This is a genomic window from Amycolatopsis sp. NPDC114478, assembly GCF_055633805.1.
Window position 1 is genome coordinate 244,836 of record NZ_JBVKDO010000001.1, and the last position, 24,895, is coordinate 269,730.

Sequence of the window (24,895 nt, forward strand, 5' to 3'; positions counted from 1 at the left end):
CCGTTCCCTCACTCGTAACTCAGGCCCGGCGTCCGGGCGCGCTTCAGCTCGAAGAAGTGCGGGTTGCGCGCGAGCGCGACCACGCCGTCGAAGAGGCTGACGGCGTCCTCGCCGCGCGGGATCGCGTTGAGCACCGGGCCGAAGAAGCCGGTGCCGTCGACGTGGATGGCCGGGGTGCCGAGGTCCGCGCCGACCGGGGCCAGCGCCTCGGCGTGGCTCTTGCGCAGGGCCTCGTCGTACTCGGTGCTCTCCGTCGCGTCGATGAGCCCGGCCGGCAGGCCGACCTCGGCCAGCGCCTGCGCGACGACGTCGGGGAAGTCCTTGTTGCGTCCGTTGTGGATCCGGGTGCCGAGCGCGGTGTAGAGGTCACGCAGGACGTCCTCGCCGTGCTGCTGCGCGGCGGCGACGCAGACCCGGACCGGGCCCCACGAGCGGTCGCAGAACTCGCGGTACCAGGGCTCGATCTCGCGGTCCTCGTTGAGCACGCCGAGGCTCATCACCCGGAACCGCAGGGTGACCTCGCGGTGCCGTTCGACATCGAGGATCCACCGCGAGGTGATCCAAGCGAACGGACAGGCCGGGTCGAAGTAGAAGTCGATCTTCACGAAGTCCTCCCGGTGACGGCGTGCAGCCAGCCGAACTCGTCGGGGGTTTCGCCGTACTGGATGTCCAGCAAGGCGTTCAGCAGACGCCGGGTGACCGGGCCGGTGGTGCCGTCGCCGACGGCCCACTCGCGGTCCGGCGTGACCGCGTGCCCGACCGGGGCCAGCGCGCGGGCCGTGCCGCACGCGAACGTCTCGGTGACGCGCCCGGACCGGCAGCCGCGTTCCCAGTCGTCGAGGGTGACCGGCTCTTCGGCGACCGCCAGGCCGAGCCGTCCGGCCAGCCGCAGGATCGAGTCGCGCGTGACGCCGGCCAGCAGCGTTTCGCTCAGCGGCGGCGTCACGAGCCGGTCACCCTCGACGAAGAACAGGTTGGAGCCGCCCACTTCTTCGACGAACCGGCGCTCACGCGCGTCCAGCCAGACGACCTGGTGGCAGCCGTGTTCGGCGGCCTCCCGCTGTGCGACGTACGAGCCGCCGTAGTTGCCGCCGCACTTGATCGTGCCGGTGCCGCCGTCGGCCGCGCGGACGTATTCGGGGGACGCCCACAGCCGGATCGGGGCCGGTTCGACCGTGGCGGGCCGGGCGGGGCTGCCGATGACCGCGAACAGGTACTCCTCGGCGGGCCGGTTCGACAGGTGCGTCTCGCTGGCGATCATGAACGGCCGCAGGTAGAAGCTGTGCCCGCGGGACCGCGGCACCCAGTCGCCGTCCACGCGCAGCAACGCCGTCACGGCCGCGAGGAAGTCCGCCTCCGGCAGCTCGGGCATGGCCATCCGGCGGGCCGACCGCGCGAACCGGGCGGCGTGGTCGCGCGGCCGGAACAGGACGTGCCGGCCGTCCGGGCGCCAGAACGCCTTCAGCCCCTCGAAGATCGTCTGTCCATAGTGGAACGCCATGGTGGCGGGGTGCAGGGAGAGCTCGGCAAGGGGCCGGCTGCGGGCGTCGTGCCAGCCGCGATCGGCGGTCCACCGGGCGGTGATCATGTGGTCGGAGTAGAGCGACCCGAAGCCCGGCATCCGCAGCAGCTCTTCACGCTGGTCGGCGGGCATCGGGTCGGTCCGCTCGTGGGCGAAGTCCAGGGTCGTCATCGTCGCTCCTCGCGTTCGAAGCGGGCCAGGGCCCGGTCGGCCAGCGGGCCGGAAAGCCCGGTGTAGCCCGCCGGGTCCAGCAGGCCGGGGGAAACGTCGAGCAGGCCGGCCAGGTCCGCGCCGGTGCGCTCGGCCTCGGCGGTGGCCTCGGTCAGCAGGCGCTTGGCCGCGGCCTTGCCCAGCTTCGGGGCCAGGACGGCGTTGACGCGCTCGGAGACGATCGCGCCCCGCGTCAGCCGCAGGTTCGCCGCCATCGCTTCGGGGTGCACCCGCAGCGTCTCGGCCAGCCGGACGCCGTTGGCGGCGGCCCCGCCCGTGATGCGCAGGGCGTCGCGCAGCGGCTGCCACTCGGCGTGCCAGCCGCCCGACGACCGTTCGTCCTCGGCCGTCATCGAGCCGAACAGCACGACGGCCAGCGGCGGCAGCTGCCGGGCTGCGGTCGCCACGAGCGTCGCGAACACCGGGTTGTGCTTCTGCGGCATCGCCGAGGACGCCCCGCGGCCCGGCGCGCGCTCCTCGGTGACCTCGCCGATCTCGGTGCGCGCCAGCACGAGGACGTCCGCGGCGATCTTGCCGAGCGCACCCGTGGTGACGAGCAGGGCCGAGGCGACGTCGGCGATCGGGGTGCGAATTCCGTGCCACGGCAGGACTTGCGGAGCCAAGCCGAGCTTCTCCGCCACCCGGTCGGGCAGTTCCAGCGAACCGGGACCGTACTCCTCGTACGCGGCGAGCGTCCCGGCCGCGCCGCCGATCGAGACCGGCAGGTCCGCGCGCGCCCGGCGCACCCGCTCGACGGCGTCGAGGACGAGGTGCAGCCAGGTCGCGGCCTTGAGCCCGAACGTGACCGGCACGGCGTGCTGGGTCAGGGTGCGCCCGGCCATCGGCGTGTCCCGGTGGGTCCGGACGTGGTCCGCCAGGCTCGCGGCGGTCGTCAGGAGGTCCCGGGTGACGCGGTCGAGGGTGGCCGCGCAGAGCAGCATCAGGGCGGTGTCGAGGATGTCCTGGCTGGTGCTGCCGCGGTGGACGTACTCGGCGGCGGCCGGGTCGACCGCGGCGGTGAGCCCGGCGATGAAGGCGACCACCGGGTTCGCCGTCTCGCGCACTCCCGCCGCGATGGCCCGCGCGTCGAGGTCGGCGACGGTGACGGCCCGGATGGCTTTCGCCGCGGTTTCGGGGATCGCGCCCAGCTCGGCTTGCGCCTCGGCGAGGGCGACCTCGGTGCCGAGCATCGCGGTCAGCAGCGCGTGGTCGTCGACGAGCGCACCGGCGCCGGTCCCGGCCCACGCGGGGGCGAGCAGCTCGCTCACGCGGTCCTCCCCAGATCGTCTTGGTCGGCGGCGATCCGCAGACACGAACGCGCGATGGCGTCCGCGTCGCCGAGGATCACCGAATTGACACCGGGCCGGATGCCCGCCGCCGTCACCCAGTGCACCGCTTCGGTCGGCACGCCGAACGCGAACCGGCTCGGGTGCGGCCGGTCCCCCGCGTCCAGGACGTGGTACGGCCGGCGCGTCACCGCGAGGCCGCCCGTCTCGAACTCGCCGATGCGGTACGGGCGGCATTCGCCGCGCGCCAGCAGCGCGCGCAGCAGCGGGTCCGTCGTGCGCCGCAGGTCGGTGTCCGGCAGGCGCGCCTCGATCAGCGTCTTCGCGCGGACCGTGACGTCGGGGCAGGCCGCCGACCGCGCGGCGAACCGGCCGCCGGCCGCCTCGATCCGCAGGTCCGGCCCGAGCACTTCGAGCACGCCCGCGTCCAGCAGCGCGCCGAACTGCTCGACGCGTTCGGCGGGCGGCCCGATCGACAGGTACGCGTTGAGCGGCATGTACCAGCGCCGCAGGTCGTCGCGGTAGGACGCGCCGGAGATACCGCCGTGGTCGACGACCAGCCGGATCTCGTTGCGCAGGTCGCGCAGCACGTCGGTGGCCGCCTTCAGCGGCCCGGTCACGTTGCCCTTGCGCGCCTCGGCCAGCTCGGTGTCCACAGAGGACCGCAGCCACGCGCGGAAGGTCGTCGTCGAGACCAGGTCGGCCGCCGAGTACGGCGTCGCGACGCTTCCCCAGTCCCAGGTCCGGTCGAGCCCGAACTTGGCCAGCACGATCCGCTGGGCCTCGGTCTCCCGCATCGCCAAGGGATCCGCGGACACCTCCGCCGGCCCGGCCGCCGCGAACGCTTCGGTGAACTCCTCGACGTCGCACGCGCACCCCCGCTCCCGCACCAGCGCCGCGTAGAAGACCGTGCGGACCTCCTGGTCGATCACCGGCCAGACGTCCCGGCGGAAGTCGGCGCCGGCCCGCAGCCGCCCGATCACCGCCGTGGTGAGGAACCGCGGTTCGTGCCGCCCGGACGCGCCTTTTTCGTTCCGGGCGCGGGCGTGGTACGGGACCCCGCGCCGCGACCCGGCGACCAGCCGCGGCTCCCGGCCGGACGGCACGTACGTCAGCGCGCCACCCGGCTCGCGGGTGAACTCGCCGCCGCGCCCGAGCGTGAGCAGAGCCAGGTGGTCGAAGAAGTTCAGGCCCATCCCGCGCAGCAGCACCGGCTCCCCCGCCGGCACGTCGTCGAGCGACGCGTCGGCCGGGTTGCCCGGCGCGAGGTACCGCAGGCCGTGCCGGTCGGCGTAGCGGCTCAGGTCCGCTTCGGCCGGGGTGAGCTCGTGCGGCTGGTGGCCCAGCGCGAGCACGACGGCGGCCAGCCCGCCGAGGGTCGTGCCGTCGTCGAGGACGACGTCCTGCCGGCCGCCGCCGGTGTCCCGGACGTCGACCGCCCGCGCCTGGTGCGCCGCGAACTCGAGCGACGGCGGCGCGGTCCGGGTGATCCGCCGCCGCGTCCACCGCAGGTAGCTGCCGTAGAACGCGCGCGACGGGTAGTCGTCCGGGCCCAGCTCCTCGGCTTCGGCCCGGACGGCGTCCGGCACGGCCGGGCTGCCGAGCAGGGCGATCGACCGCGCCCACTCGTACAGGCTCGGGCCGCGCACGACCGGCCCCGCGCAGTCGACGGTGTCGTCGACGAACATCGTCACCTGCGAGGCGACGGTGTTCATCAGCAGCAGGCGGTCCTGCGTGCTGCGCCACACCTGGCCGCCGTCGGCCAGCCGCGGGTCGACCAGGTGCACGACGAGCCGCCGGCCCCGCGGGACGAGCGCGTGTGCGTTGGCGCTCAGCCGTTCCGCGACCGACAGCCCGCGCGGGCCGAGCCCGACCACGGCGATCTCCGACGTCTCCCCGAACACTGTCTCCCACTCCCGTACTGGTGACTTGGTCAGCGTTTTTGCAGGCTGCGGCCCAGGCCGGCCGCGGCGCCGGCGAGCCGGGTCATCAGCGCGGCGAACTGCTCCGGCCGCAAGGCCTGCTTGGCGTCGCACAGCGCCTGCTCCGGCTGGACGTGCACGTCGATCAGCAGCGCGTCCGCCCCGGCCGCGATGGCGGCGAGCGACAGCGGCTCCACCAGCTCCGGGCGCCCGCCCGAGTGGCTCGGGTCCACGATGACCGGCAGGTGGGTGCGCTGCTTCCACAGCGCCACCGCCGTCAGGTCGAGGGTGAACCGCGCCGACGGCTCGAACGTGCGGATGCCGCGCTCGCACAGCACCACCTGGTCGTTGCCTTCGAGCAGCAGGTACTCCCCGGCGGAAAGGGTCTCCTCGACCGTGCAGCCGAACCCGCGCTTGAGCACGATCGGCAGGCCGCTCTGGCCCACCGCGCTCAGCAGCGCGAAGTTCTGCATGTTCCGCGCGCCGATCTGGAAGCCGTCGACGACCTCGGCCAGCCGTTTGACGTGCTCCGCGTCGACGACCTCCGTGACGAACGGCAGGCCCGTCCGCTTCCGCGCCTCGACGAGCAGCTCCAGCCCGGAGAACCCGAGCCCCTGGAACGAATGCGGCGACGTCCGCGGCTTGAAGACCCCGCCCCGCAGCGCGACGGCACCGTGCTCGGCCACGACCTCCGCCGTGGCCAGCATCTGCTCGGGCGTCTCGACCGCGCACGGGCCGGCGATCACCGCGACCGAACCGTCCCCGATCGTCGTGGACCCGAGGGTGACCTCGGTCCCGGCCGGGCGCAGCTCCCGGCGGCCCAGCCACGCCTCGCCGCCCCGCGGCACGCGCCGGGTCGGCGACGGCAGGTCCGCCGCCGCGGCGAGCAGCTCGGGGTTGTCCACTCCGGACACCGGGAGGACGTGGCTCGCGCCGAGGCGGTACACCTGCGTCGGCGTGCCGGCGGACTCCAGGTACCGCAGCCAGCCGTCGACCCGGGCGCGGGTCACGGTCTCGTCGAACACGAGCAGTTGGTCTTGGTGGGTCACGGCAATCGTCTCTTCTCGGCAGGTCACGCGAGCGCGTCGCTCGTCGCGAGGTTTTTGCCCCGGCGGTCCCGGACGTGGACGGCGAGGTCCTTGTACTTGTCGCGGAGGAAGCGCTTGAGGGACTTCCCGGTCACGCCGAGCGGGAAGTCGTCGTCGCCGGTGGCGACCTCGACGACCGACAGCTCGGGTTTCCCGTTGGCGCGCAGGGCTTCGTTGGCCGCGAACAGCACCTTCTCGGCGTCCACGTCCCGGCCGGTCACGACGGCCACGGCCACCTTCTCCCCGCCGTAGCCGCCGGCCACGACGGTGCAGTCCTCGACGCCGGCGACCTCGTTGAGGATCAGTTCCTCCATCAGCACGGAGTAGCCGGGGCCGTCGGCGGTGTGCACGACGTCGACCGCGCGGTCGACCTGGTAGAAGTTGCCCTCTTCGTCGCGGTAGGCGACGTCCCCGGTCAGCCAGTAGCCGGCGAGCTTGCTGCGGTAGTAGGTGTCCTGGTTGCCCCAGTAGCCCACGGTCATCGACGGCGGCTTCGCACCGAGGAAGCCGTACTCGTAGGGCTCGGCGAGCGTGCCGTTCTCCCGCACGATCGCGACCTCGGCGAAGCCGACCGACTTGCCGACGCAGCGGTCGTTGCGTTCGGTCGCGAGGGTGCGCGGCTGCATGAGCACGCCCCAGCCGAGCTCGGTGGTCCCGAGCCGGTCCAGGAACGCGGCCGGCGGCCGTTCCGGCGACCGGCGGCCGAGGATGTTCTTCAGGTGCCGCTCGTGGATGGCGTCCGCCATGGACACCCAGATGTTGACCGAGTCGAGCGCGCCCGGCGGCGTCTCGATCGCCGCGAGCTCCGGGTAGGCGTGCCCGAAGGCCATCACCATGGTCGGCTGGTGCGTCTCGACGGCCTCGGCGAGCTCGGCGCCGGAGACGTCCCGGTGGACGACCATCGGCTGCCCGCCCAGCACGGCGTAGGCGTTGAACGACACACAACCCTGGTGCGACTGCGGAAGCGCGTTGAGGATGAGCGCGTCGGGCTCTTCCTGGTAGTTCACCGCACGCCACTTCGGGCCGTCCAAAATGGTCTTGTGCGTGTGGATGACGGGCTTCGGCAGGCCAGTGGTGCCGGAGGAGTGCATGAGGCCGACGGGGTCGTCCGGGTGGTGCCGGAACCGGTCGGCTTCCGGCAGCACGGCCGACGGCGGGCCGTCCTGGTCGGTGTGCACCCACTCGAGGTTCAGCCGGTCGAGGTCCGGGGCGACCCGGCCGAGCCGTTCGGAGTCGGTGTAGAGGCCGATGGCCCCGCTGCGCTCGATCAGGGCGACGGCGCTGTCCCGCTTGGCGTTGCTGTTGATCAGCATGGAGATCGCGCCGATCCGCGCGAGCGCCGAGAGGTGCAGGAAGTACTGGATGGAGTCCGGCGGGAAGACGGCGACCCGGTCGTGCGGCCGCACGCCCCGCTCGAGGTACCAGACCGACCAGCTCTGCACGAGGTGGTCGAGGTCGCGGAGGCTGAACCAGTGCCGCGTTTCGCCGTCGGTGTAGGGGATCGGCGTGAGCGAGTGGATGAAGGGCTCGTCCGGGAAGGGGTTGAGCTCCAGCATCGCGGGCAGCAGGTTCCCCCCGCCGATGCTCGGGTCGGCGAGCACCCGGGCGCGCAGCTCGGGGCTCAGGACGGTCTTGTGCGTGAACTCCATGGCATCACTTTCTGCTGCGGGACCACGGTTTTGACTCCGGGACCGAGGATGCCGGGTGAGACCATCGGCGCGGCCTTGCCGGTGCATCGGTGGTGCATCGGGACGGATGCATTGCGCGGCAAGGGTTTGCGGTGAGTACCGGAGCTGTCACGGAAGGACAGGAAGAACCCCGCGGAGCCGGTGGGCTCGCGCGGGGTTACTCAGTGCGTCCTGCCCGGATCAGCCGAGGCTGCACTCCAGCTCGCCGACCGTGGCCAACGTCGTCCGGCCGAACGTCGACAGCAGCGCCTCGTGCTCCTCGCCCTTCTCGCGCGCGTGCTCGCGCACCAGCGCGTGGAAGTGGTACCGGCCCGCCTTCCGCTGGCGCAGCACGTGGGCGTCGAACAGCTCCTCCAGCAACCTCTCCGCCTCCGGCACCGGCTGGTTCAGCACCAGAGCCGCGTCGGCCGCGTCGAACTCCTCGCCGGCGAACGCTCCCAGCGCCCGGAACAGCCGGCGCTGCGCCGCCGTCAGCCGCTCGTACGACACCTCGAACCGCGACGCCACGCTCCGGTCCTCCAAGCTCAGCTCGGCCAGCCGCCGCACGCGGTCGCGCAAGCGGAAGGCCAGGTCGTCCAGCGACCAGGCCGGCCGGTTGTGGAAGCGGCACGCCGCGATCGTGATCGCCAGCGGCAGGTTGCCGCACAGCGCCACGATCTCCGCGACGGCGTCCGGGCGGTCCGCGGTCCGGCCCGGGCCCGCGATCCGGGTGAACAGCGCCGCCGCGTCCGGCGCCGGGAACACGTCCAGGGAGCGGGACGTCACCCCGTCCAGACCCGCCAGCCGGCGGCGGCTCGTGATGATCACCTGCGCCTTGCCCGTGCCGGGCAGCAGCGGGCGGACCTGGCGGGCGTCGAACGCGTTGTCCAGCACCACCAGGACGCGCCGCTCGGCGACCTCCGCGCGCCAGCGGGCCGCGCGCTGCCGGGCGTCGCGGGGGATCCGGGACGGCGGGAGCCCGAAGTCCAGCAGCAGCCGCTCCAGCGCCGCGTCCGGTTCGAGCGGCTCCTGGCCGGCCGTGTGCCCGTGCAGGTCGATGTAGAGGTGGCCCTCCGGGTACCGGTGCGCGAGCTGGTGGGCGAGCCGGACCGCCAGCGTCGTCTTGCCGGCGCCGGCCATCCCGTCGATGGCCAGGATGCTCAACGCGGTCCCGGCGGGCCGGCTGCCGGCCAGGAACCGCAGCTCCTCGGCGCGGCCGGTGAAGTGCGCGGTGTCGTACGGCAGGAAGGACCGGCCCGCCGCGGGCTCGGGTGGCCGCCGCTTCGGCAGGTCGTCGCGCAGGATCCGTTCGTACAGCTCGCGGATGCTCGCCCCCGGGTCGACGCCCAGCTCGTCGCGCAGCATCCGCCGGCCCTGTTCGTACGCGTTGAGCGCGTCGGCCGTCCGGCCGCACCGGTGCAGGGCCAGCATCAGCAGCTTGCGGGTCTCCTCGCGCAGCGGGTGCCGCGAGACGAGCTCGCCGAGCTGCGGCACGAGCGCCGAGGCCTCGCCGCCGTCCAGGCGCAGCCCGATGAGCCGTTCGGTCGCGCTCAGCCGGTTCTCCTCGAACCGGGCGGCGACGATCTCGAACACCGGGCTGTTCAGCCCGGACAGGGCCGGGCCGTTCCACAGCGCGAGCGCCGCTTCCAGGTGCTCGACGGCCGCGGTGGCGCGCCCGGCCGCGGCCGCCGCCGAGGCCGACGCGACCAGCGTCGTGAACCGGTGCGCGTCGACGTCCTGCGGGTCGGCCGTGATCCGGTAGCCGGGACCGTCCTTGACGACGATGTGCTTGGCCGCCCCGAAGCTGCGTCTCAGCGCGGCGACCGCGTTGTGCAGCTGTCTTCGCGCGGTCACCGGCGGCTCACCGTCCCACATGGCCTCCAGCAGCCGGTCGGCGCCGACCACTTTGTTCACGCTCAGCAGCAGCATCGCCAGCAGCCGCTGCTGGCGCAGGCCGCCGAGGTCCACCCGCTCCCCGTCGCGCTGGACCCGCAAGGTGCCGAGCAGCTCGAAGTTCATGCGATCCTCCCCCACTGTACGCGGGAAACATAGCCGAGAAATGCGCTCGGCAACACGGGACAACCGACACGGTTTTTCGGCACGGCGATACCCGGGAATGATCGACTCGGACCGTACTCGAATCGTCGCAATTCGCTGACGAATACGTCCGACGCGATAGCTTCGGACGGGCGTGTGTTTTTTTCATAGCCCGTTCGGCGACGGCACAAATCACCGCGCGGGCGAATGCCTACGGCGGTGGTGCGAGTGCGGGTGTGCGATAGGCCCCGACCTCGCCCGGGCCGGTCAGCCCGAGATCGGCGAGTTCGCCGACCACGGCCACGGCGAGCCCCGGCCGCGCTGCGACAGCCTCGTGCGCAGGGCCATCCACCTCCACCCGGAATCCCCGGCCGAGCAAGCGGACGCGCAGGTCGTGCGGGCGGATCCCCGCCTCGGCCAGCCGCGCGCCCACCGCGATCTCGGCGCGTTCCACCAGTCCCAACCTCCCTAAAGAGACCGGTACGCCCACGGAGATACGTGACGCCAGGCAAGGTGTCGACGGCTTGTCCGCCACGGGCAGCGACCACGCGGCCGCCAGCGCCCTGACCTCGGCCTTCCCCAGCCCGGCATCGGCCAGCGGCTCGACGACGCGCAGCTCGCGGGCCGCGCGCAGGCCGGGCCGGTGCAGGGCGCGGTGGTCGTCGGCGTGCGTCCCGGTCGCCACGTGCGCGAACCCGCGCCGCAGCGCGAGCGCGGCGATCGCGTCGAGCACCGTCCGCTTGCAGAAGTAGCAGCGGTCTCCGGCGTTGTCCCGGTACCCGGGCACGGTCAGTTCGGCGGTCGGGACCTCGGCGAGCTCGACGCCGAGGCCGGCCGCGATGTCCCGCGCCGCGGCGAGTTCCGCCCGCGCGAGGCTGGGCGAGTCGGCGATCGCCGCCAGCACGCGCCCGGCGGGCAGCGCCCGCACGGCCGCGGCCAGCACGAGCGCCGAGTCGACCCCGCCGGAGAACGCGACGGCGACGGCGCCGAGTCCCCGGACCCGCGCCAGCAGTCGATCTTCGATTCCGGTGTCCATTACGGCGTCCCCGCTGGTGGCTCGGTCACGGTGTTCCGATTTCGGCAATAGAACGGCACTTGTCCTCCGATCGAGGCGTCTTGCGTGCGGTAAGTCGATCGCGGCGGGTCCACCCAGTCAACCCATTGCCGTATTCGTGCGCTATCCCCCGGGAGCAGTTTACATACGACGCGCGAGAAGGCTAACGTGTCGAAGGTGGTATCGACTGGGGTTACGGCGGCGACCGCCGATCTGGGTTTTGCGCGATTGGACCTCGACCGGGCCGCCCGGACCGGGGATCCGGAAGTGGTGTTCGGCGCGGGGAAGACCCCGGAGCAGATCGCGGCCGCCCTCGCGCGGCTGCACGAAGCCCATCCGGACCGCGCGGTGCTCGCCACGCGGGTCGGCGGCGAAGCCCGGAGCCTGTGCCGGGATCGCTTGCCCGGCGCGGACATCGACGACGCCGGCCGGACGGTGACGCTGGGTGCGGTGCCGCCGCCGCGCGGCAACGTGGCCGTCGTGTGCGCGGGGACATCGGACCTGCCGGTCGCGCGGGAGTGCGCCACCACGGTGGCGGTCTTCGGCGCGGAGCCGGACCTCGTCGTCGACGTCGGCGTGGCCGGGCTGCACCGGCTGCTGGCCGAACGCGACCGGATCGCCGCGGCCGACGCCGTCGTGGCGATCGCCGGCATGGAGGCCGCGCTGCCGACCGTCCTCGGTGGACTGTGCGGGAAGCCGCTGATCGCCGTGCCCACGAGCGTCGGCTACGGCTGGCACCTCGACGGCCTGACCGCGTTCCTGACCATGCTCAACAGCTGCGCCCCCGGCGTGGTGACGGTCAACATCGACAACGGCTTCGGCGCGGGCGTCGCCGCCGCCCGCGTTGCCCGGCAGTCGGTGGCCCCGTGACCGTCGCGTGGATCGACGCCGGCAACGGCTGCGCCGGCGACATGCTGCTGGCCGCGCTGGTCGACGCGGGCGCGGACTTCGCCGCGATCACCGAAGGCCTGGCCGGGCTGCGCGTCGAGGGCATCCGGCTGACCGAGCGGGTGGTGCGGCGCCACGGCCTGCGCGCGCGGCACGTCGTCGTCGAAGCACCCGAGACGCGGCACGCCCGCCACCTCCCGGAGATCCTCGAGCTCATTTCCGAAGCCGAACTGTCCGGTGCCGTGAAACGCTTTGCCACCAAGGTGTTCGACCGGCTGGCGGACGCGGAAGCCGCCGTGCACGGCATCGGCCGGGACCACGTGCACTTCCACGAAGTCGGCGCGCTGGACGCGATCGCCGACATCGTCGGGTGCGCCCTCGGCCTGGACGCGCTCGGCCTGCTGGACGCGACCGTGACGGTCTCGCCGATCGCCGTCGGCGGGGGCACGGTGACCGCGGCGCACGGCCGGCTCACCGTCCCGCCGCCCGCGGTGCTCGCGCTGCTCACCGACGCGGGCGCGCCAGTCGCCGCGCACGCGGCCGCCCGCGAGCTGTGCACGCCCACCGGCGCCGCGCTGCTCGTCACGCTGGCGGACGCCTACGGCCCGATGCCGGCGTGCGTCCCGGTCAAGGTCGGCGTCGGCGCGGGCACGGCCGATCCGCCCGGGCACGCGAACATCGTCCGGGTGGTCGTCGGCGCGGCTTCGGAAGAACGCGGGTGGGTGCGCGCGAAGATGACCGTCGTCGAGACGACGGTGGACGACCTCGATCCCCGGCTGTGGCCCGAAGTCCTCGCGACCCTGCGCGCCGCGGGCGCCGCCGACGCGTGGTGCGCGCCGGTGACCGCGCCGAAGGGCCGGCCAGGCATGGTCTTGACGGCGCTGGCGGCCGACGACCGCGTCGACGGCGTCTGCGCGGCGGTGTTCGCCCACACGTCGACGCTGGGCGTGCGGCTGTCCCCGGTCGAGCGGCGGTCCCTGCCGCGCGACCGCGTCACCGTCGACTACCGCGGGCACGCGGTGAGCGTGAAACGCGGGTTCCTCAACGGGTCCGTCGTCACGGCGCAGCCGGAGTACGACGAGGTCAAGGCCGCCGCGGACGCCACCGGGCAGCCGCTGCGCCGGGTGCTGGAGGAGGTGCGCGCCGCCGTCGAGGTGTGAGGCGGTTTGTCCGCGCCCCCGCCGGGTAGCCACGCGGCTACCCACTCATGCGGAGGTGTCATGACAACGGAAATCCGGTCGCGGCGGAGCACCGCGCGGACGGCCGCGCTGGCGGTCGGCATCGCGTTCCTCGTCGTGGGGGTGCTCGGGTTCGTGCCGGGGATCACCGCCGGCTACGGCGATCTGCACTTCGCCGGGCACGAATCGGGGGCGCGGCTGTTCGGCGTGTTCACCGTTTCCGTGCTGCACAACCTGGTCCACCTGCTCTTCGGCGTGCTCGGCGTGCTGGCCGCGCGCGGCAACGGCGGGTCGCGGGCGTTCCTGATGATCGGCGGCGGGGTGTACGTCCTGCTGTTCGTGTTCGGGCTGGCGATGAACCACGACACCCCGGCCAACTTCATCCCGGTCGACGACGCCGACGACTGGCTGCACCTGGGCCTCGGCGTCGCGATGATCGCGCTCGGCATCACGACGACGGCCATCGACCGCCGCCGCGGCCAGTACCCCGAACCGGAGATCCAGGGGCACTGATCTCAGGGCAGTCCCGGCAGCAGCTTGTCCAAGGTGATCGGCAGGTCACGCACGCGGACGCCGGTGGCGTGGAAGACGGCGTTGGCCACCGCCGCCGCCGTCCCCACGATGCCGATCTCGCCGACTCCCTTGCTGCCCCTGGGGTTCACGTGCGGGTCGACCTCGTCGAGCCAGTCCGCCTTCAGGTCGAGCACGTCCGCGTTGGCCGCGATGTGGTACTCCGCCAGATCGTGGTTGACGACGTGACCGAACCGCGGGTCGAGCAGGCTGTGCTCGTGCAGGGCCATCGACAGGCCCATGGTCATGCCGCCGAGGAACTGCGAGCGCGCGGTACGCGGGTTGACGATCCGGCCGGCCGCGAACGTGCCGTGCAGCCGCGAGACGCGCACCTCGCCGGTGTCGGCGTCGACGCGGGCCTCGGCGAACTGCGCGCCGAACGCGTACATCGCGTACCGGTCCTCGTCCGGGTTCTCCGGCGTATCCGCCGAGACCTCGTCCCCGTCGCCGGGGTCGTCGCCGTACTTCGCGCGGAACGCCTCGGCGGCCGCGACCAAGGTGGCACCCCACGACGTCGTCCCGGTGGACCCGCCGGCGACCGTCGCTTTCGGCTGCTCGGTGTCGCCGATGCGGACGTCGACGTCTTCGACCGGCACGCCGAGGGCGTCCGCCGCGATCTGCGGCAGGATCGTCCACGCGCCGGTGCCGAGGTCGGCGGCCCCGATTTCCGCCGTGTAGCGGCCGTTTTCGAACCGGACGGCCGCGGTCGAGCCCGGCATCCGCTTCGCCGGGTAGACCGAGGCGGCGACGCCCGTGCCGACCAGCCACCGGCCGTCCCGGCGGACGCCCGGGCGCGGATCGCGGTCCGCCCAGCCGAACTCGGCCGCGCCGGTGCGCAGGCACTCGACGAGGTTGCGGCTGGAGAACGGGTTCCCGGTCTCCGGGTCGCGCTCGGGTTCGTTGCGGACGCGCAGCTCGACTGGGTCGATGCCCAGTTCGTACGCGAGTTCGTCCATCGCCACCTCGGGCCCGAACATGCCGGGGCACTCCCCCGGCGCGCGCATCCACGACGGCACCGGCACGTCGAGCGCGGCGAGCCGGTGGCTCGTGCGCCGGTTCGCCGCGGCGTACATCATCCGCGCGGGCAGCGCGGTCTGCTCGGCGAACTCCTTGATCCGCGACGTCTGCTCGACGACGTCCAGCCGAAGCGCCCTCAGCCGCCCGTCGCGGCCGGCGCCCAGGCGCATGCGCTGGATCGTCGGCGTGCGGTAGCCGGCCAGGCTGAACATCTGCTGCCGCGTCAGCGCGAGCTTCACCGGGCGGCCCGGCACGGCCCGCGCGGCCAGCGCCGCGAGGACGACGTGCGCGTGCGCGGTCCCCTTCGACCCGAACCCGCCGCCGACGTACGGGCAGATCACCCGCACCTGCTCTTCCGGCAGGCCGAACACCTTCGCGACGGTGCCGCGCACCGAGTGGACGCCCTGCGTGGAATCCCACAGCGTGAACTCGTCGTCCTCCCACAGTGCCGTCGTGGTGTGCGGTTCGAGCGGGTTGTTGTGGTACATCGGCGTCGAGTAGGTCCGGTCGAGGGTGACGTCGGAGTCGCGCAGGGCGGCGTCGACGTCACCCTCGTCGGTGTCCGTCTCGAAGGACGGGTTGACCTTCTCCGGTTTGTAGAGATCATCGCGGTCGGCGCGGAGTTCGACGTCGGCCTCGTCGCGTTCGTAGTCGACTTCGACCAGGTCCGCAGCGTGCCGGGCGATCTCCGGGCTCTCGGCGATCACCAGGGCGAGCACCCGGCCACGGAACGGAACTTCCCGGTCCTGCAGCACGGCCAGCTCGGCGTCCTCGGTGTCCGCCAGCCGTTCGGCGGTGAACGGCGTCAGCACCCGCAGAACGCCGTCGAGCGACTCTGCCTCGACGGTCCCGACCCGCGTGCAGCGGCCCCGCGCGATCGTCGCCTGCACCGCGTGGCAGTAAGCGGCGTGCTCGACGGGCGCCTCGTACGCGTACGGCGCGGTGCCGGTGACCTTCGCCGGCCCGTCGCGGCGGGTGAGGGCGCGGCCGATGGCTTGCGGTTCCAGCAGTCCGGTCATCGGCCCGGCTCCTCGGCGGTCAGGTCGCGCAGGACGGCGGTCAGAGTGCGGGTGACGAGCGGAACCTTGAAGCCGTTCCCGCCGTCGATCCCGTCGAGGGGACGAGCCTCGGCCAGCTCGGCTTCGGCCGCTGCGCGGAACAGCGCTTCGGCCGGCCGTTCGCCGCGCAGCACGTCTTCGGCGCGGTGGGCGCGCCACGGCTTGGGCGCGACGCCGCCGAGCGCGACCCGGACATCCTCGATCACGCCGTCCACAATGGACACGGCGGCGGCCACGGAGACCAGGGCGAACGCGTAGGACGCCCGGTCGCGGACCTTGCGGTAGGCCGACCGGCGGGCCCACGGCAGCGCGGGGACGGTGATCGCGGTGATCAGGTCGCCGTGCTCGAGGGCGGTGTCGCGGTCCGGCCGGTCGCCGGGCAGGCGGTGGAGGTCGGTGAACGGGATTTCACGGTCGCCCTCCGGCCCGAGCACGTGCACACGCGCGTCCAGCGCGGCCAGCGCCACCGCCAGATCGGACGGGTGGGTGGCGACGCAGTGCTCGGACGCGCCGAGGATCGCGTGGTGCCGGGTGGCCCCGCCGAGCGCCGAACAGCCTTCACCCGGGTTGCGCTTGTTGCACGGCGTCGTGACGTCCTGGAAGTACACGCACCGGGTGCGCTGCAACGGGTTGCCGCCGGTGCTGGCCATGTTCCGCAGCTGCGCCGACGCACCGGAGAGCAGGGACTGGGCCAGCACCGGGAAGCGCTCGCGCACCCGCCGGTCGGCCGCGAGGTCACTGTTGCGCACGCCGGCGCCGATCTCCAGGCCGCCGTCGGCGTCCTCCCGGATCTCCGTCGACGTCAACGCCGTGACGTCGACGATCCGGCCGGGTGCCGCGATGCCGAGCTTCAGGAGGTCGACCAGGTTGGTGCCACCGGCCAGGAACTCCGCAGCCGGATCGGCCGCGACGGCTTCGACCGCCTCCGCCGCCGTGGCCGGCCTGCCGTACGCGAACGGTTTCACGAGTTCCCTCCCGCCTGCCGGACGGCGCCACGATCCCGGCGTAGGCCCCGCAGCGGCAGAGGTTCCCGCTCATCCGCTCGGCGATCTCGTCGTCCGTCCACTGTGGAGCCTCCGTCACCGGCGCGGTGACGTGGCTCGGCGCGCCTTCGGAAAACTCGGTCAACAGCCCGGCCGCGGAGCAGATCTGGCCGGGGGTGCAGTAGCCGCACTGGAAGCCGTCGTGCTCGAGGAACGCCTGCTGAACCGGGTGCAGCTCGCCGTCCGGGGCCAGGCCCGCCGCCGTCGTCACTTCGGCGCCTTCGCAGGTCACCGCGAGGACGAGGCATGCGAGCACGCGGCGGCCGTCGATCAGTACCGTGCAGGCGCCGCACTGCCCGTGGTCGCAGCCCTTCTTCGGGCTGTACACGCCGAGCTGGTCGCGCAGCAGGTCGAGGAGGGTCCGCCGCGGGTCGACCGCGACGCGGCGCGCGGTCCCGTCCACCCGCAGCGCGAGCGCGACTTCGGTGGTCATGGGCTCTCCTCGTCAGCGGCGAACCGGGCGGTTACCCCGCGGGGACCGGCGCCAACCACCCGATCGGGCGGCGCCGGGTTCGCCCCGGCACTACGCTCGGACCGTGCTCAGGCTCGGGTTCCCGGTGCTCGGCGTTTCCGACGTCGACCGCGCCGCCGCGTTCTGGTCGGCGGCGCTGCACCTGGTCGTGGCCGAGGAGTGGGCCAGCGACCGCTGGCGCACGCTGGAGCACTCGGACGGCTCCGGGCACGCACTGGGGCTGATGCTCAGCGAGTCGCCGGTCGAGCCGTACCCGCGTGTGCACCTCGACCTGCTGGTCGACACGACGGCGGAGCAGACGGCCGAGGTCGCCCGGCTGCTGGACCTGGGCGCCACCGAAGTCGGCTGGGACCGCTACCCCGCGGAGCCGGACTTCGTCGTCCTCGCCGACCCGGACGGCAACCGCTTCTGCGTCGTCGACCTCAGCAAGGCGCCGTCCAGCGGCTAGGGGCGGGCCGCCCTGCTATCTTCGAAGGGAAGATCCTTTGGAGGAGACCCATCGTGGCAGGTGACGTCGACATCTCCGGATAGCTCCGGAGTGTGCAGGCCCCCGGCAGTGCCGGTGCGGGCCGCTTTCGACGTCCCCCTTTCGCTTCGCACCACTTCGAGGTCTTCACCATGTCCGAAATCGTGCTGTCCGGCTTGTCCTTCTCCTGGCCGGACGACACCCCCGTCTTCGACCGCCTCTCCGCCACCTTCCCGGCCGGCCGCACCGGGCTCGTCGCCCCGAACGGCTCCGGCAAGACGACGCTGCTGAAGCTCGTCGCGGGCGTCCTGCGGCCGTCGGCGGGCAGCGTGACCGCCGACGGCGTCCTCGGCTACCTGCCGCAGGACCTGCCGCTCAGCGGGGAGCCGTCCGTCGCCGAAGTCCTCGGCATCGCACCGGTCCTGGCGGCCATCGCGGCCGTCGAGTCCGGCGATGCCGCCGAAGCGCACTTCACCACCATCGGCACCGACTGGGACATCGAGGAACGCACGCGCGCCCAGCTCGACCGGCTCGGCCTCGACGTCGCGCTGGACCGGTCGCTGAGCACGCTGTCCGGTGGCCAGATCGTCTCTTTGGGACTGGCCGCGCAGCTGCTCAAGCGGCCGGACGTGCTGCTGCTCGACGAGCCGACCAACAACCTCGACCTCGACGCCCGCCACCGGCTGTACGCGGTGCTCGACGACTGGTCCGGCTGCCTGGTCGTGGTCAGCCACGACCGCGCGCTGCTCGACCGGGTGGACCGGATCGCCGAGCTCGACCGCGGCGAAATCCGGTTCCACGGCGGCAACTTCACGGCGTACGAAGAGGCCGTCCAAGCCGCGCGGGAGGTCGCCGAGAAGAACATCCGCAACGCCGAACAGGAGGTCAAACGCGAGAAGCGGGAAATGCAGCAGGCCCGCGAGCGCGCCGCCCGCCGCGCGAGCACGGCGTCGCGCAACCTGGGCAACGCCGGGCTGCCGAAGATCTTCGCCGGCACCATGAAGCGCAGCGCCCAGGAGTCGGCGGGCAAGGCGGACGGCACGCACGCGGCCCGCGTCGGCGCGGCGAAAGCCAAGCTCGAACAGGCCGAACGCGCGCGGCGGGACGAGCAGAAGATCAGCCTGGAGCTGCCGCAGACGGAGGTCCCGGCGGGCCGCACGCTGTTCCTCGGCGAGGGCCTGCGGGCACGCGGGCTCTTCCCGGACGGCGTCGACCTGGCGATCCGCGGGCCGGAGCGGATCACGCTGACCGGGCCCAACGGCGCCGGGAAGTCCACCCTGCTGCGCATGGTCCACGGCGACCTCGCCCCGGACGGCGGTTCGGTGTCCCGTGCGGAGGGCCGGATCGCGTTCCTGTCCCAGCGCCTGGACCTGCTCGCCGACGACCGCACGGTGGCCGAGAACCTGGCGGCCGCCGCGCCCGCGTTGCCGCCCGCGCAGCGGATGAACCTGCTGGCGCGCTTCCTGTTCCGCGGCTCGCGGGTGCACCTGCCGGTCGGCGTCCTCTCGGGTGGCGAACGGCTGCGCGCGACGCTGGCGTGCGTGCTGTTCGCCGAGCCGGCGCCGCAGCTGCTGTTGCTGGACGAGCCGACGAACAACCTCGACCTGGTCAGCGCGGGACAGCTGGAGAGCGCGCTGACGGCGTTCCGCGGCGCGTTCGTGGTGGTGAGCCACGACGAACGGTTCCTCGACGCCATCGGGATCGACCGCCGGCTGCGGCTCGAAGGGGGCGAGGTGCGCGGCTGACGAGTGTCACATGCGGGCGGCGTCGAGGATCGCTTGGGCGAACGGCTTCGGCGCCTCCTGCGGCACGTTGTGGCCGATGCCGTCCAGGATCCGGTGCTCGTACTTGCCGGTGTACTTGCTGCGGTAGGCCGTGCCGTCCTTGGCCGCGCCGTCGAAGTCGCTGGCGATCGTGATCGCCGGCACCGGGATCGCCGGGCCCGCCTGCAGCTTCTGCTCGTACGCCTCGTACTGCGGCTCGCCCGGGGCGAGGCTCAGCCGCCAGCGGTAGTTGTGGATCACGATGTCGACGTGGTCCGGGTTGTCGAACGCCGCCGCGCTGCGGTCGTACGTCGCGTCGTCGAAGTGCCACGCCGGGGACGCCGTCTTCCAGATCAGCTTGTTGAAGTCGTGGCGGTTCGCCGCGTAGCCCGCGCGGCCGCGCTCGGTCGCGAAGTAGTACTGGTACCACCAGCCCAGCTCCGCCTGTGGGGCCAGCGGCTTCTGGTTCGCCGCCAGGTTCGTCACGATGTACCCGCTCACGGCGACGATCGCCTTGCACCGCTCCGGGAACAGCGCGGCGATGACGTCGACCGTCCGCGAGCCCCAGTCGTACCCGCCGAGCACCGCCTTATCGATCTTGAGCGTGTCCATCAGCGCGACGACGTCGAGCGCGACCGCCGCCTGCTGGCCGTTGCGGACGGTCTGCGCCGACTTGAACGCCGTCGGGCCGTAGCCGCGCAGGAACGGGATGATCACCCGGTAGCCGGCCGCGGCCAGGATCGGCGCGACGTCGACGTAGCTGTACGGGTCGTACGGCCAGCCGTGCAGCAGGACGACCGGCTGCCCGGTCGCCGGCCCGGACTCGTGGTACGCCATGGTCAGCACCCCGGCGTCGGCGTGCTTGACCTCGCCGAGCGAGGTGTGCTCGCCGGAGCCGGCCCGCGGGTCGGGGGTCGTCGACGGCGCCGCGGCGGGGGCGGCCGCGTTCGACGAGCAGGCCGCCAAGGACGTCGCCGCCAGTCCGGCCGCGAACGCCTGCCCGAACCTTCTCCTGCTGATCATCGTGACTCCTGTGCGAAAGACCGTGGGACTTTCACGACGTTAGAGCCGGTTCGGTGACCTTCGCGCCCGTCAGGTGACGCAGCGGGTGTACGTCACCCTTCGAGGTTCTTCAGCGTCGCGGCGAGGTCGGCGCGGGAGCTCACGCCCAGCTTGGGGAAGATCCGGTGCAGGTGGGTGCCGACGGTCCGGTGCGAAAGGTACAGCCGCTGCCCGATCTCGCGGTTCGTCAGCCCCTCCGCGGCCAGCTGGGCGATGCTCAGCTCGTGCGGGGTCAGCTTCTCGCGCGCGTCCGGGCCGCGGTTCGGGCTCGACTCGCCCGCGCCGCGCAGTTCGCGCCGGGCCCGCTCGGCCCACGCCGTCATGCCGAGGGCGTCGAACGTCTCGCGCGCGGTCCGCAGGTGCGTCCGCGACTCGACGACCCGCCGCTGCCGCCGCAGCCACTCGCCGAACGCCAGGTGGACGCGGCCGCGTTCGGCGGGCCAGCCGCTCAGATCGGCTCCGAGGGCTTCGGCGAACCGCTCGTCACTCGGATCGAGCACGGCGCGGGCGTACCGCAGCCCGATGTGCAGCGCGGGCGACGGCGAGTCGAGGCACTCCAGCTCGGCGAGGACGTCCCGCAGGTCGTCGGTCCGCCCGGCCCGGACGGCGGCCTCGGCCAGCTCCGCGACGCAGTACGCGCGCAAGGCCAGCTGGTAGGCGGGGTCGCCGGGATCGAGGGTCCGGCGCAGGTCGGCGAAGGCGTCCTCGAAGCGGCCTTCGCTCAGGTTCGTGAGCCCGCGCGTGAGCTGGACGGTGGCGAGCACCGGCCGGGCCCCGGCGGCCAGCCCGGTGCGTTCGGCCTCGGCGCAGAGGGTTTTCGCCTGCTTGTGGTCGCCGCGCAGGGCGGCGATCTCGGCCTGGACGGCCGTGGCCAGCCCGGCCATGAACGGCTGCCCGGTCTCGTGCGCGAACCGGACGGCCTCCGCGGCGGCGGGCACGGCGCCGGCCAGGTCACCGAGCCGGACGCGGCTCCACGCGAGCACGGCCAGCGCGCGCGGCAACGCCCCCAGCCGTCCTTGCGCGCGCAGGCCCGGCGCGGCGGCCGCGGAGAAGCGGGCGGCGAGGTCGAAGGCCCCGACCTGCAGCGCGGCGCTGCCGAGGTAGCGGTCGACCTCGGGATCGGCGCCGGTCCGCGCGGCCAGCTCTTTCAGTTTTTCCAAGACGCCCCGGCCGCGTTCGAAGGGGGCGACGTACGCGGTGACGGCCACGATCCGCGGATCATCGGCCGGGACAGGCAGCGCGTCGGCGACGTCGAGCAGCGCCCGCCGGGCGGCCGGCCCGGGCTCGGTCCAGAAGCACCGCATGGCGGCGCTCCAGAGGATCCGCAGAGCGGCGTCGTACTGCCCGTCGGCGGCGACAGTTCCGGCGGTGGCCGCCAGCTCGGCGACGCGGGCGGGGTCTTCGCGAACGCCGTCTTCGAACTCGCTGAGCAGCCGGCTCGCGGTGGCGCGCTGACGTTTGCCGGCGGGGTTGGCGGCGCGCACGAGCCGTTCGGCGGTCTCGCGCCGCCCGGACTCGACGGCCAGTTCAGCGGCCTGGAGCAGCCGATCGGTTCTCGCTTCGGGCCGTTCGCTGAGCCGCGCGGCCTGTTCGAGAGCGGCGATGGCGGCAGCGGCCCCGCCGCGATAACGGGCGCGTTCGGCGGTCCGTTCGAGTTCGGCGGCAACGGTTTCCTCGGGCCCGGCGGTCGCGGCGGCTTGGTGCCAGGCCCGGCGATCGGGCTGGTCGCGCAGGGCTTCGACAAGGGCGAGGTGGGCCCGCCGCCGCTCGGCTGCCGTGGCGGCGGCGGGGATGGCGGAGCGCATGAGGGGGTGCCGGAAGGTGACGGTCCCGGCGGAGAGTTCGACCAGCCGAGCCTCGACGGCGGGAGCAAGGACGTCAGGTTCGACGGCGAGGGTCGCTTCGGCGGACGGCTGGTGGGCATGGCCGCTTGAAGCGGGCTCCCCGCGGCCACCAGCCACCTGCTGCGCGGCGCCATCGCCCCCCAAAGCCGACCCCGCCCGGCCGCCACGCGACCCACCTGCCGGACCGGCCCACCCCGCGCCGCCATCGCAGGCCCCACCGAGGAGCGCGCCCGTTGCCGTCAACGTCTCCGCCAGCGCCGTCGTCTCGTTCAAAGCCGCCACCAGCAGCGCCGTCCGCGTCGCCTCCGGCAAGCCCGCCACCCGGGCCGTGAACGTGCGCTCCAGCCTCTCCGTCAGCGGCAGCACCGGGTCGAGCCCGTCGAAGTCCGCCGACGGCAGCTCCGTCAACGCCAGCGGATGCCCCGCCGCCTCCGTCAGCAACCTCGTCCGGACCGCCGGTGCCAACCTCGGCGCGACCGCGTCCAGCAGGTCCGCCGCGTCGTCCGCCGCCAGCCGGTCCAGGACCATCGGCGCCAGGCCCGCGTCCAGCAGCGGCGAAGCAGCCCCTTCCCGCAGCGTCGCCACCAGGACGATCGGCTCGTTCTCGATCCGCCGCGCCACGAACGCCAGCACGTCCGCGCTCGCCCGGTCCAGCCAGTGCACGTCCTCCGCCACCAGCAGCAACGGCTTCGCCGCCGCCTCCTCGGCCAGCAGCGTCAGCGCCGCGAGCCCGACCAGGTAGGCGCTCGGCGAGGCGCCGTCTGCCAAGCCCAACGCCGTGCGCAGCGCGTCCCGCTGCGGCGCCGGAAGCTCGGCCACCCCCGCCCGGACGGGGTACAGCAGCTGGTGCAGCCCCGCGTACGCGAGGTTCTGCTCGGCCTCCGCCCCGGTCGTCCGCAGCACGCGCAGCCCCGCGACCGACGCCGCGTGCGCCGTCTCCGCCACCAGCGCCGACTTGCCGATGCCGGCTTCGCCGCGGATGACCACACCACTGCGGTCCTCGGGGCCGTCGACGAGCTCGCCCAGCTCCTTCAGCTCGGCTTCCCGCCCGTGCAACGCCATGCGACCGACCTTACCCAACCGGTGTTTCCGCAGCTCAAGGCCGAGTGACGTACACCGGCAGCGTCATCCGACGGGCGCGGCGACCACCGACCGCCCAATAGCGTCGCAGCGTCCACGCAAGCGACCCGAGGAACCGATGAGACGCATCCCCAAGTTCTTGGCGGCCGCCGTGCCGCTCCTGCTGACCGGCCTGGTCCCGCTCGCCCCGAGCGCGTCGGCCGCGACGCCGGTCTGCGCCGCCGTGCCGGTCGAGGCGCCGGCCGGCGCGAAGATCGAGTCGGTACAGGCGGACCGCAAGGCCGCCTACTGCCAGCTCACCGTCACCCTGACCCACTCCGGCCGCGACCACGTCAAGGTCGCCGTGGCCCTGCCCGACACCGGCTGGACCGGACGCCTGCAGGCCCTCGGCGGCAGTGCCTACGCCGCCGGCAACTTCGACGGGCTCGCCCAGGCCGTCAAGGACGGCTACGCCGGCGTCACGACCGACGCCGGCGTGTCCCTCGACGGGCTCGACACGTCGTGGGCGCTGACCGCGCCAGGCAAGGTCGACCAGACGCTCCTGACCAACTTCGCCACCCGTTCGGTGCACGAAGAGACGCTGATCGGCAAGGCCGTCACGCAGCGGTACTACCACCGCCCGGTGACGTACTCGTACTGGACCGGCTGCTCGACCGGCGGCCGCCAGGGCTACTCCGAGGCTCAGAACTACGCCGACGACTTCGACGGCATCCTCGCCAACGCCCCGGCCGTCGACTGGACGCAGTTCGCCGTCGCGACGCTCTGGCCGCAGATCGTCATGAACCAGAGCCACGACTTCCCCAGCACCTGCGTGCTTTCGGCGTTCCGGACCGCCGCGGTCCAGGCGTGCGACGCGCGTGACGGCGTCACCAACGGCATCGTCGACCGGCCGGACGAGTGCGGCTACGACCCGCGCAGCCTCGTCGGGACGAAGGTCGTCTGCGACGGCCGGGAGTTCACCGTCACGGCGGCGGACGCCGAGGTCATGCGCAAGATCTGGGCCGGCCCGACCGACGAGCGCGGCCGCAAGCTGTGGTCCGGCCTGCCCAAGGGCGCGGACTTCACCTGGCTGGCCGGCACGACGCCCGGCCCCGACGGCACGCTCGTCGCGCCCGGCTTCCCGGTGGCCGTCAAGTGGGTGCAGTCGTTCGTGGAGAAGCAGGCTGATTTCGACACGTCGAAGCTGACTTACGCCCAGTTCGCCGACGTGTTCCGCCAGTCGGTGCGGGAGTACGACGACGTCATCGGCACGTCCGACCCGGACCTGTCGGCCTTCCGCCGCGCCGGCGGCAAGCTGATCACGTTCGTGGGCGCGAACGACCAGCTGATCCCGCCGGGCGGCACGCTGTCCTACCGCCGTGAAGTGGAGCGGACCATGGGTGGCGCGCACCGGGTGAACGACTTCTACCGGCTGTTCTCGGCGCCGGGCGTCGAGCACTGCTTCGGCGGTGGCGGCCCGGAGCCGACGAACGCGCTCGGGCAGCTGGTCGACTGGGTCGAGCACGGCAAGGCCCCGGCCACCCTGACGGCCGCTTCGGCGGACGGCAAGACCCGGAACCTGTGCCCGTACCCGTCGGTCTCGCGCTACGACGGCCACGGTGACCCCGCCGTGGCGTCGAGCTACCGCTGCCGCTGAGTCCCCGCCGTGGGTGCCGGCCTCCCTCCGGC

18 protein-coding genes and 1 pseudogene are annotated in these 24,895 nt (G+C 73.2%); 6 read left to right on the forward strand and 13 right to left on the reverse strand.

Features of this window, described 5'->3' with window-relative positions; translation table 11 throughout:
* Positions 1 to 8: 8 nt before the first annotated feature.
* The 8 genes from ACZ7OH_RS01220 to larE all read right to left on the reverse strand — a co-directional run bounded on the left by ACZ7OH_RS01220 (position 9) and on the right by larE (position 10,768).
* Positions 9 to 605: a mycothiol-dependent nitroreductase Rv2466c family protein gene (locus ACZ7OH_RS01220; protein ID WP_470279026.1), complete on the reverse strand. Its 597-nt coding sequence runs from the start codon at positions 603 to 605 to the stop codon at positions 9 to 11.
* Positions 602 to 1,693, reverse strand: a complete 1,092-nt coding sequence (locus tag ACZ7OH_RS01225; RefSeq protein ID WP_470279027.1) for a branched-chain amino acid aminotransferase — start codon at positions 1,691 to 1,693, stop codon at positions 602 to 604. The genes ACZ7OH_RS01220 and ACZ7OH_RS01225 overlap by 4 nt, the downstream gene beginning before the upstream one ends.
* Positions 1,690 to 3,000, reverse strand: a complete 1,311-nt coding sequence (locus tag ACZ7OH_RS01230) for a class-II fumarase/aspartase family protein (RefSeq protein ID WP_470279028.1) — start codon at positions 2,998 to 3,000, stop codon at positions 1,690 to 1,692. Before ACZ7OH_RS01230 ends, ACZ7OH_RS01225 begins: the two co-directional genes overlap by 4 nt.
* On the reverse strand, positions 2,997 to 4,922 hold the full coding sequence (locus ACZ7OH_RS01235; protein WP_470279029.1) for an FAD/NAD(P)-binding protein: 1,926 nt from the start codon (positions 4,920 to 4,922) through the stop codon (positions 2,997 to 2,999). Before ACZ7OH_RS01235 ends, ACZ7OH_RS01230 begins: the two co-directional genes overlap by 4 nt.
* Positions 4,923 to 4,951: 29 nt before the next feature.
* A complete protein-coding gene (aroF, locus tag ACZ7OH_RS01240) occupies positions 4,952 to 5,989 on the reverse strand; it encodes a 3-deoxy-7-phosphoheptulonate synthase (protein WP_470279030.1) in 1,038 nt (345 codons plus the stop codon).
* Positions 5,990 to 6,012: 23 nt separating this feature from the next.
* On the reverse strand, positions 6,013 to 7,677 hold the full coding sequence (locus ACZ7OH_RS01245) for a class I adenylate-forming enzyme family protein (RefSeq protein ID WP_470279031.1): 1,665 nt from the start codon (positions 7,675 to 7,677) through the stop codon (positions 6,013 to 6,015).
* A gap of 219 nt (positions 7,678 to 7,896) precedes the next feature.
* The gene (locus ACZ7OH_RS01250) at positions 7,897 to 9,714 is read right to left on the reverse strand and encodes an AfsR/SARP family transcriptional regulator (RefSeq protein ID WP_470279032.1); all 1,818 of its coding nucleotides are present in this window, start codon (positions 9,712 to 9,714) and stop codon (positions 7,897 to 7,899) included.
* Positions 9,715 to 9,943: 229 nt separating this feature from the next.
* Positions 9,944 to 10,768 carry an ATP-dependent sacrificial sulfur transferase LarE gene (gene larE / locus ACZ7OH_RS01255; protein WP_470279033.1) on the reverse strand — a complete coding sequence of 275 codons (825 nt, stop codon included), beginning with the start codon at positions 10,766 to 10,768 and terminating at the stop codon, positions 9,944 to 9,946.
* Positions 10,769 to 10,954: 186 nt separating this feature from the next.
* On the opposite strand from larE, the gene larB reads away from it, so the two are divergent.
* Genes larB through ACZ7OH_RS01270 form a run of 3 tightly spaced genes read left to right on the forward strand, consistent with a single transcriptional unit; the run spans position 10,955 to position 13,365 of the window.
* A complete protein-coding gene (gene larB / locus ACZ7OH_RS01260; RefSeq protein WP_470279034.1) occupies positions 10,955 to 11,656 on the forward strand; it encodes a nickel pincer cofactor biosynthesis protein LarB in 702 nt (233 codons plus the stop codon).
* Positions 11,653 to 12,834, forward strand: coding sequence for a nickel pincer cofactor biosynthesis protein LarC (larC, locus tag ACZ7OH_RS01265; protein ID WP_470279035.1), 1,182 nt, complete (start codon positions 11,653 to 11,655; stop codon positions 12,832 to 12,834). The genes larB and larC overlap by 4 nt, the downstream gene beginning before the upstream one ends.
* A 60-nt stretch (positions 12,835 to 12,894) precedes the next feature.
* On the forward strand, positions 12,895 to 13,365 hold the full coding sequence (locus ACZ7OH_RS01270) for a DUF4383 domain-containing protein (RefSeq protein WP_400893602.1): 471 nt from the start codon (positions 12,895 to 12,897) through the stop codon (positions 13,363 to 13,365).
* Between the two features lie 2 nt (positions 13,366 to 13,367).
* Here ACZ7OH_RS01270 and ACZ7OH_RS01275 read toward each other — a convergent pair whose 3' ends face one another.
* The 3 genes and pseudogenes from ACZ7OH_RS01275 to ACZ7OH_RS01285 all read right to left on the reverse strand — a co-directional run.
* Positions 13,368 to 15,458: a xanthine dehydrogenase family protein molybdopterin-binding subunit gene (locus ACZ7OH_RS01275; protein ID WP_470279036.1), complete on the reverse strand. Its 2,091-nt coding sequence runs from the start codon at positions 15,456 to 15,458 to the stop codon at positions 13,368 to 13,370.
* Complete coding sequence (locus ACZ7OH_RS01280; RefSeq protein ID WP_470279037.1) at positions 15,455 to 16,462, reverse strand: FAD binding domain-containing protein; 1,008 nt, start codon at positions 16,460 to 16,462, stop codon at positions 15,455 to 15,457. The genes ACZ7OH_RS01275 and ACZ7OH_RS01280 overlap by 4 nt, the downstream gene beginning before the upstream one ends.
* Before the next feature lie 25 nt (positions 16,463 to 16,487).
* A pseudogene (locus ACZ7OH_RS01285) lies at positions 16,488 to 16,973 on the reverse strand ((2Fe-2S)-binding protein); the annotation flags it as partial.
* A 103-nt stretch (positions 16,974 to 17,076) separates the two neighbouring features.
* On the opposite strand from ACZ7OH_RS01285, the gene ACZ7OH_RS01290 reads away from it, so the two are divergent.
* Both ACZ7OH_RS01290 and ACZ7OH_RS01295 read left to right on the forward strand, forming a co-directional pair.
* A complete protein-coding gene (locus ACZ7OH_RS01290; protein ID WP_470279038.1) occupies positions 17,077 to 17,460 on the forward strand; it encodes a VOC family protein in 384 nt (127 codons plus the stop codon).
* Between the two features lie 170 nt (positions 17,461 to 17,630).
* On the forward strand, positions 17,631 to 19,223 hold the full coding sequence (locus ACZ7OH_RS01295) for an ABC-F family ATP-binding cassette domain-containing protein (protein ID WP_470279039.1): 1,593 nt from the start codon (positions 17,631 to 17,633) through the stop codon (positions 19,221 to 19,223).
* 6 nt (positions 19,224 to 19,229) lie between these two features.
* Here the strand turns inward: ACZ7OH_RS01295 and ACZ7OH_RS01300 are convergent, their stop codons facing one another.
* Both ACZ7OH_RS01300 and ACZ7OH_RS01305 read right to left on the reverse strand, forming a co-directional pair.
* Positions 19,230 to 20,264, reverse strand: a complete 1,035-nt coding sequence (locus tag ACZ7OH_RS01300) for an alpha/beta fold hydrolase (protein ID WP_470279040.1) — start codon at positions 20,262 to 20,264, stop codon at positions 19,230 to 19,232.
* Between the two features lie 92 nt (positions 20,265 to 20,356).
* Entirely contained in the window at positions 20,357 to 23,209 is a 2,853-nt protein-coding gene (locus ACZ7OH_RS01305; RefSeq protein WP_470279041.1) for an AAA family ATPase, read from the reverse strand.
* A 136-nt stretch (positions 23,210 to 23,345) separates the two neighbouring features.
* Between ACZ7OH_RS01305 and ACZ7OH_RS01310 the strand changes: the two genes are divergently transcribed.
* The gene (locus tag ACZ7OH_RS01310) at positions 23,346 to 24,863 is read left to right on the forward strand and encodes a tannase/feruloyl esterase family alpha/beta hydrolase (protein WP_470279042.1); all 1,518 of its coding nucleotides are present in this window, start codon (positions 23,346 to 23,348) and stop codon (positions 24,861 to 24,863) included.
* Positions 24,864 to 24,895 lie beyond the last annotated feature (32 nt).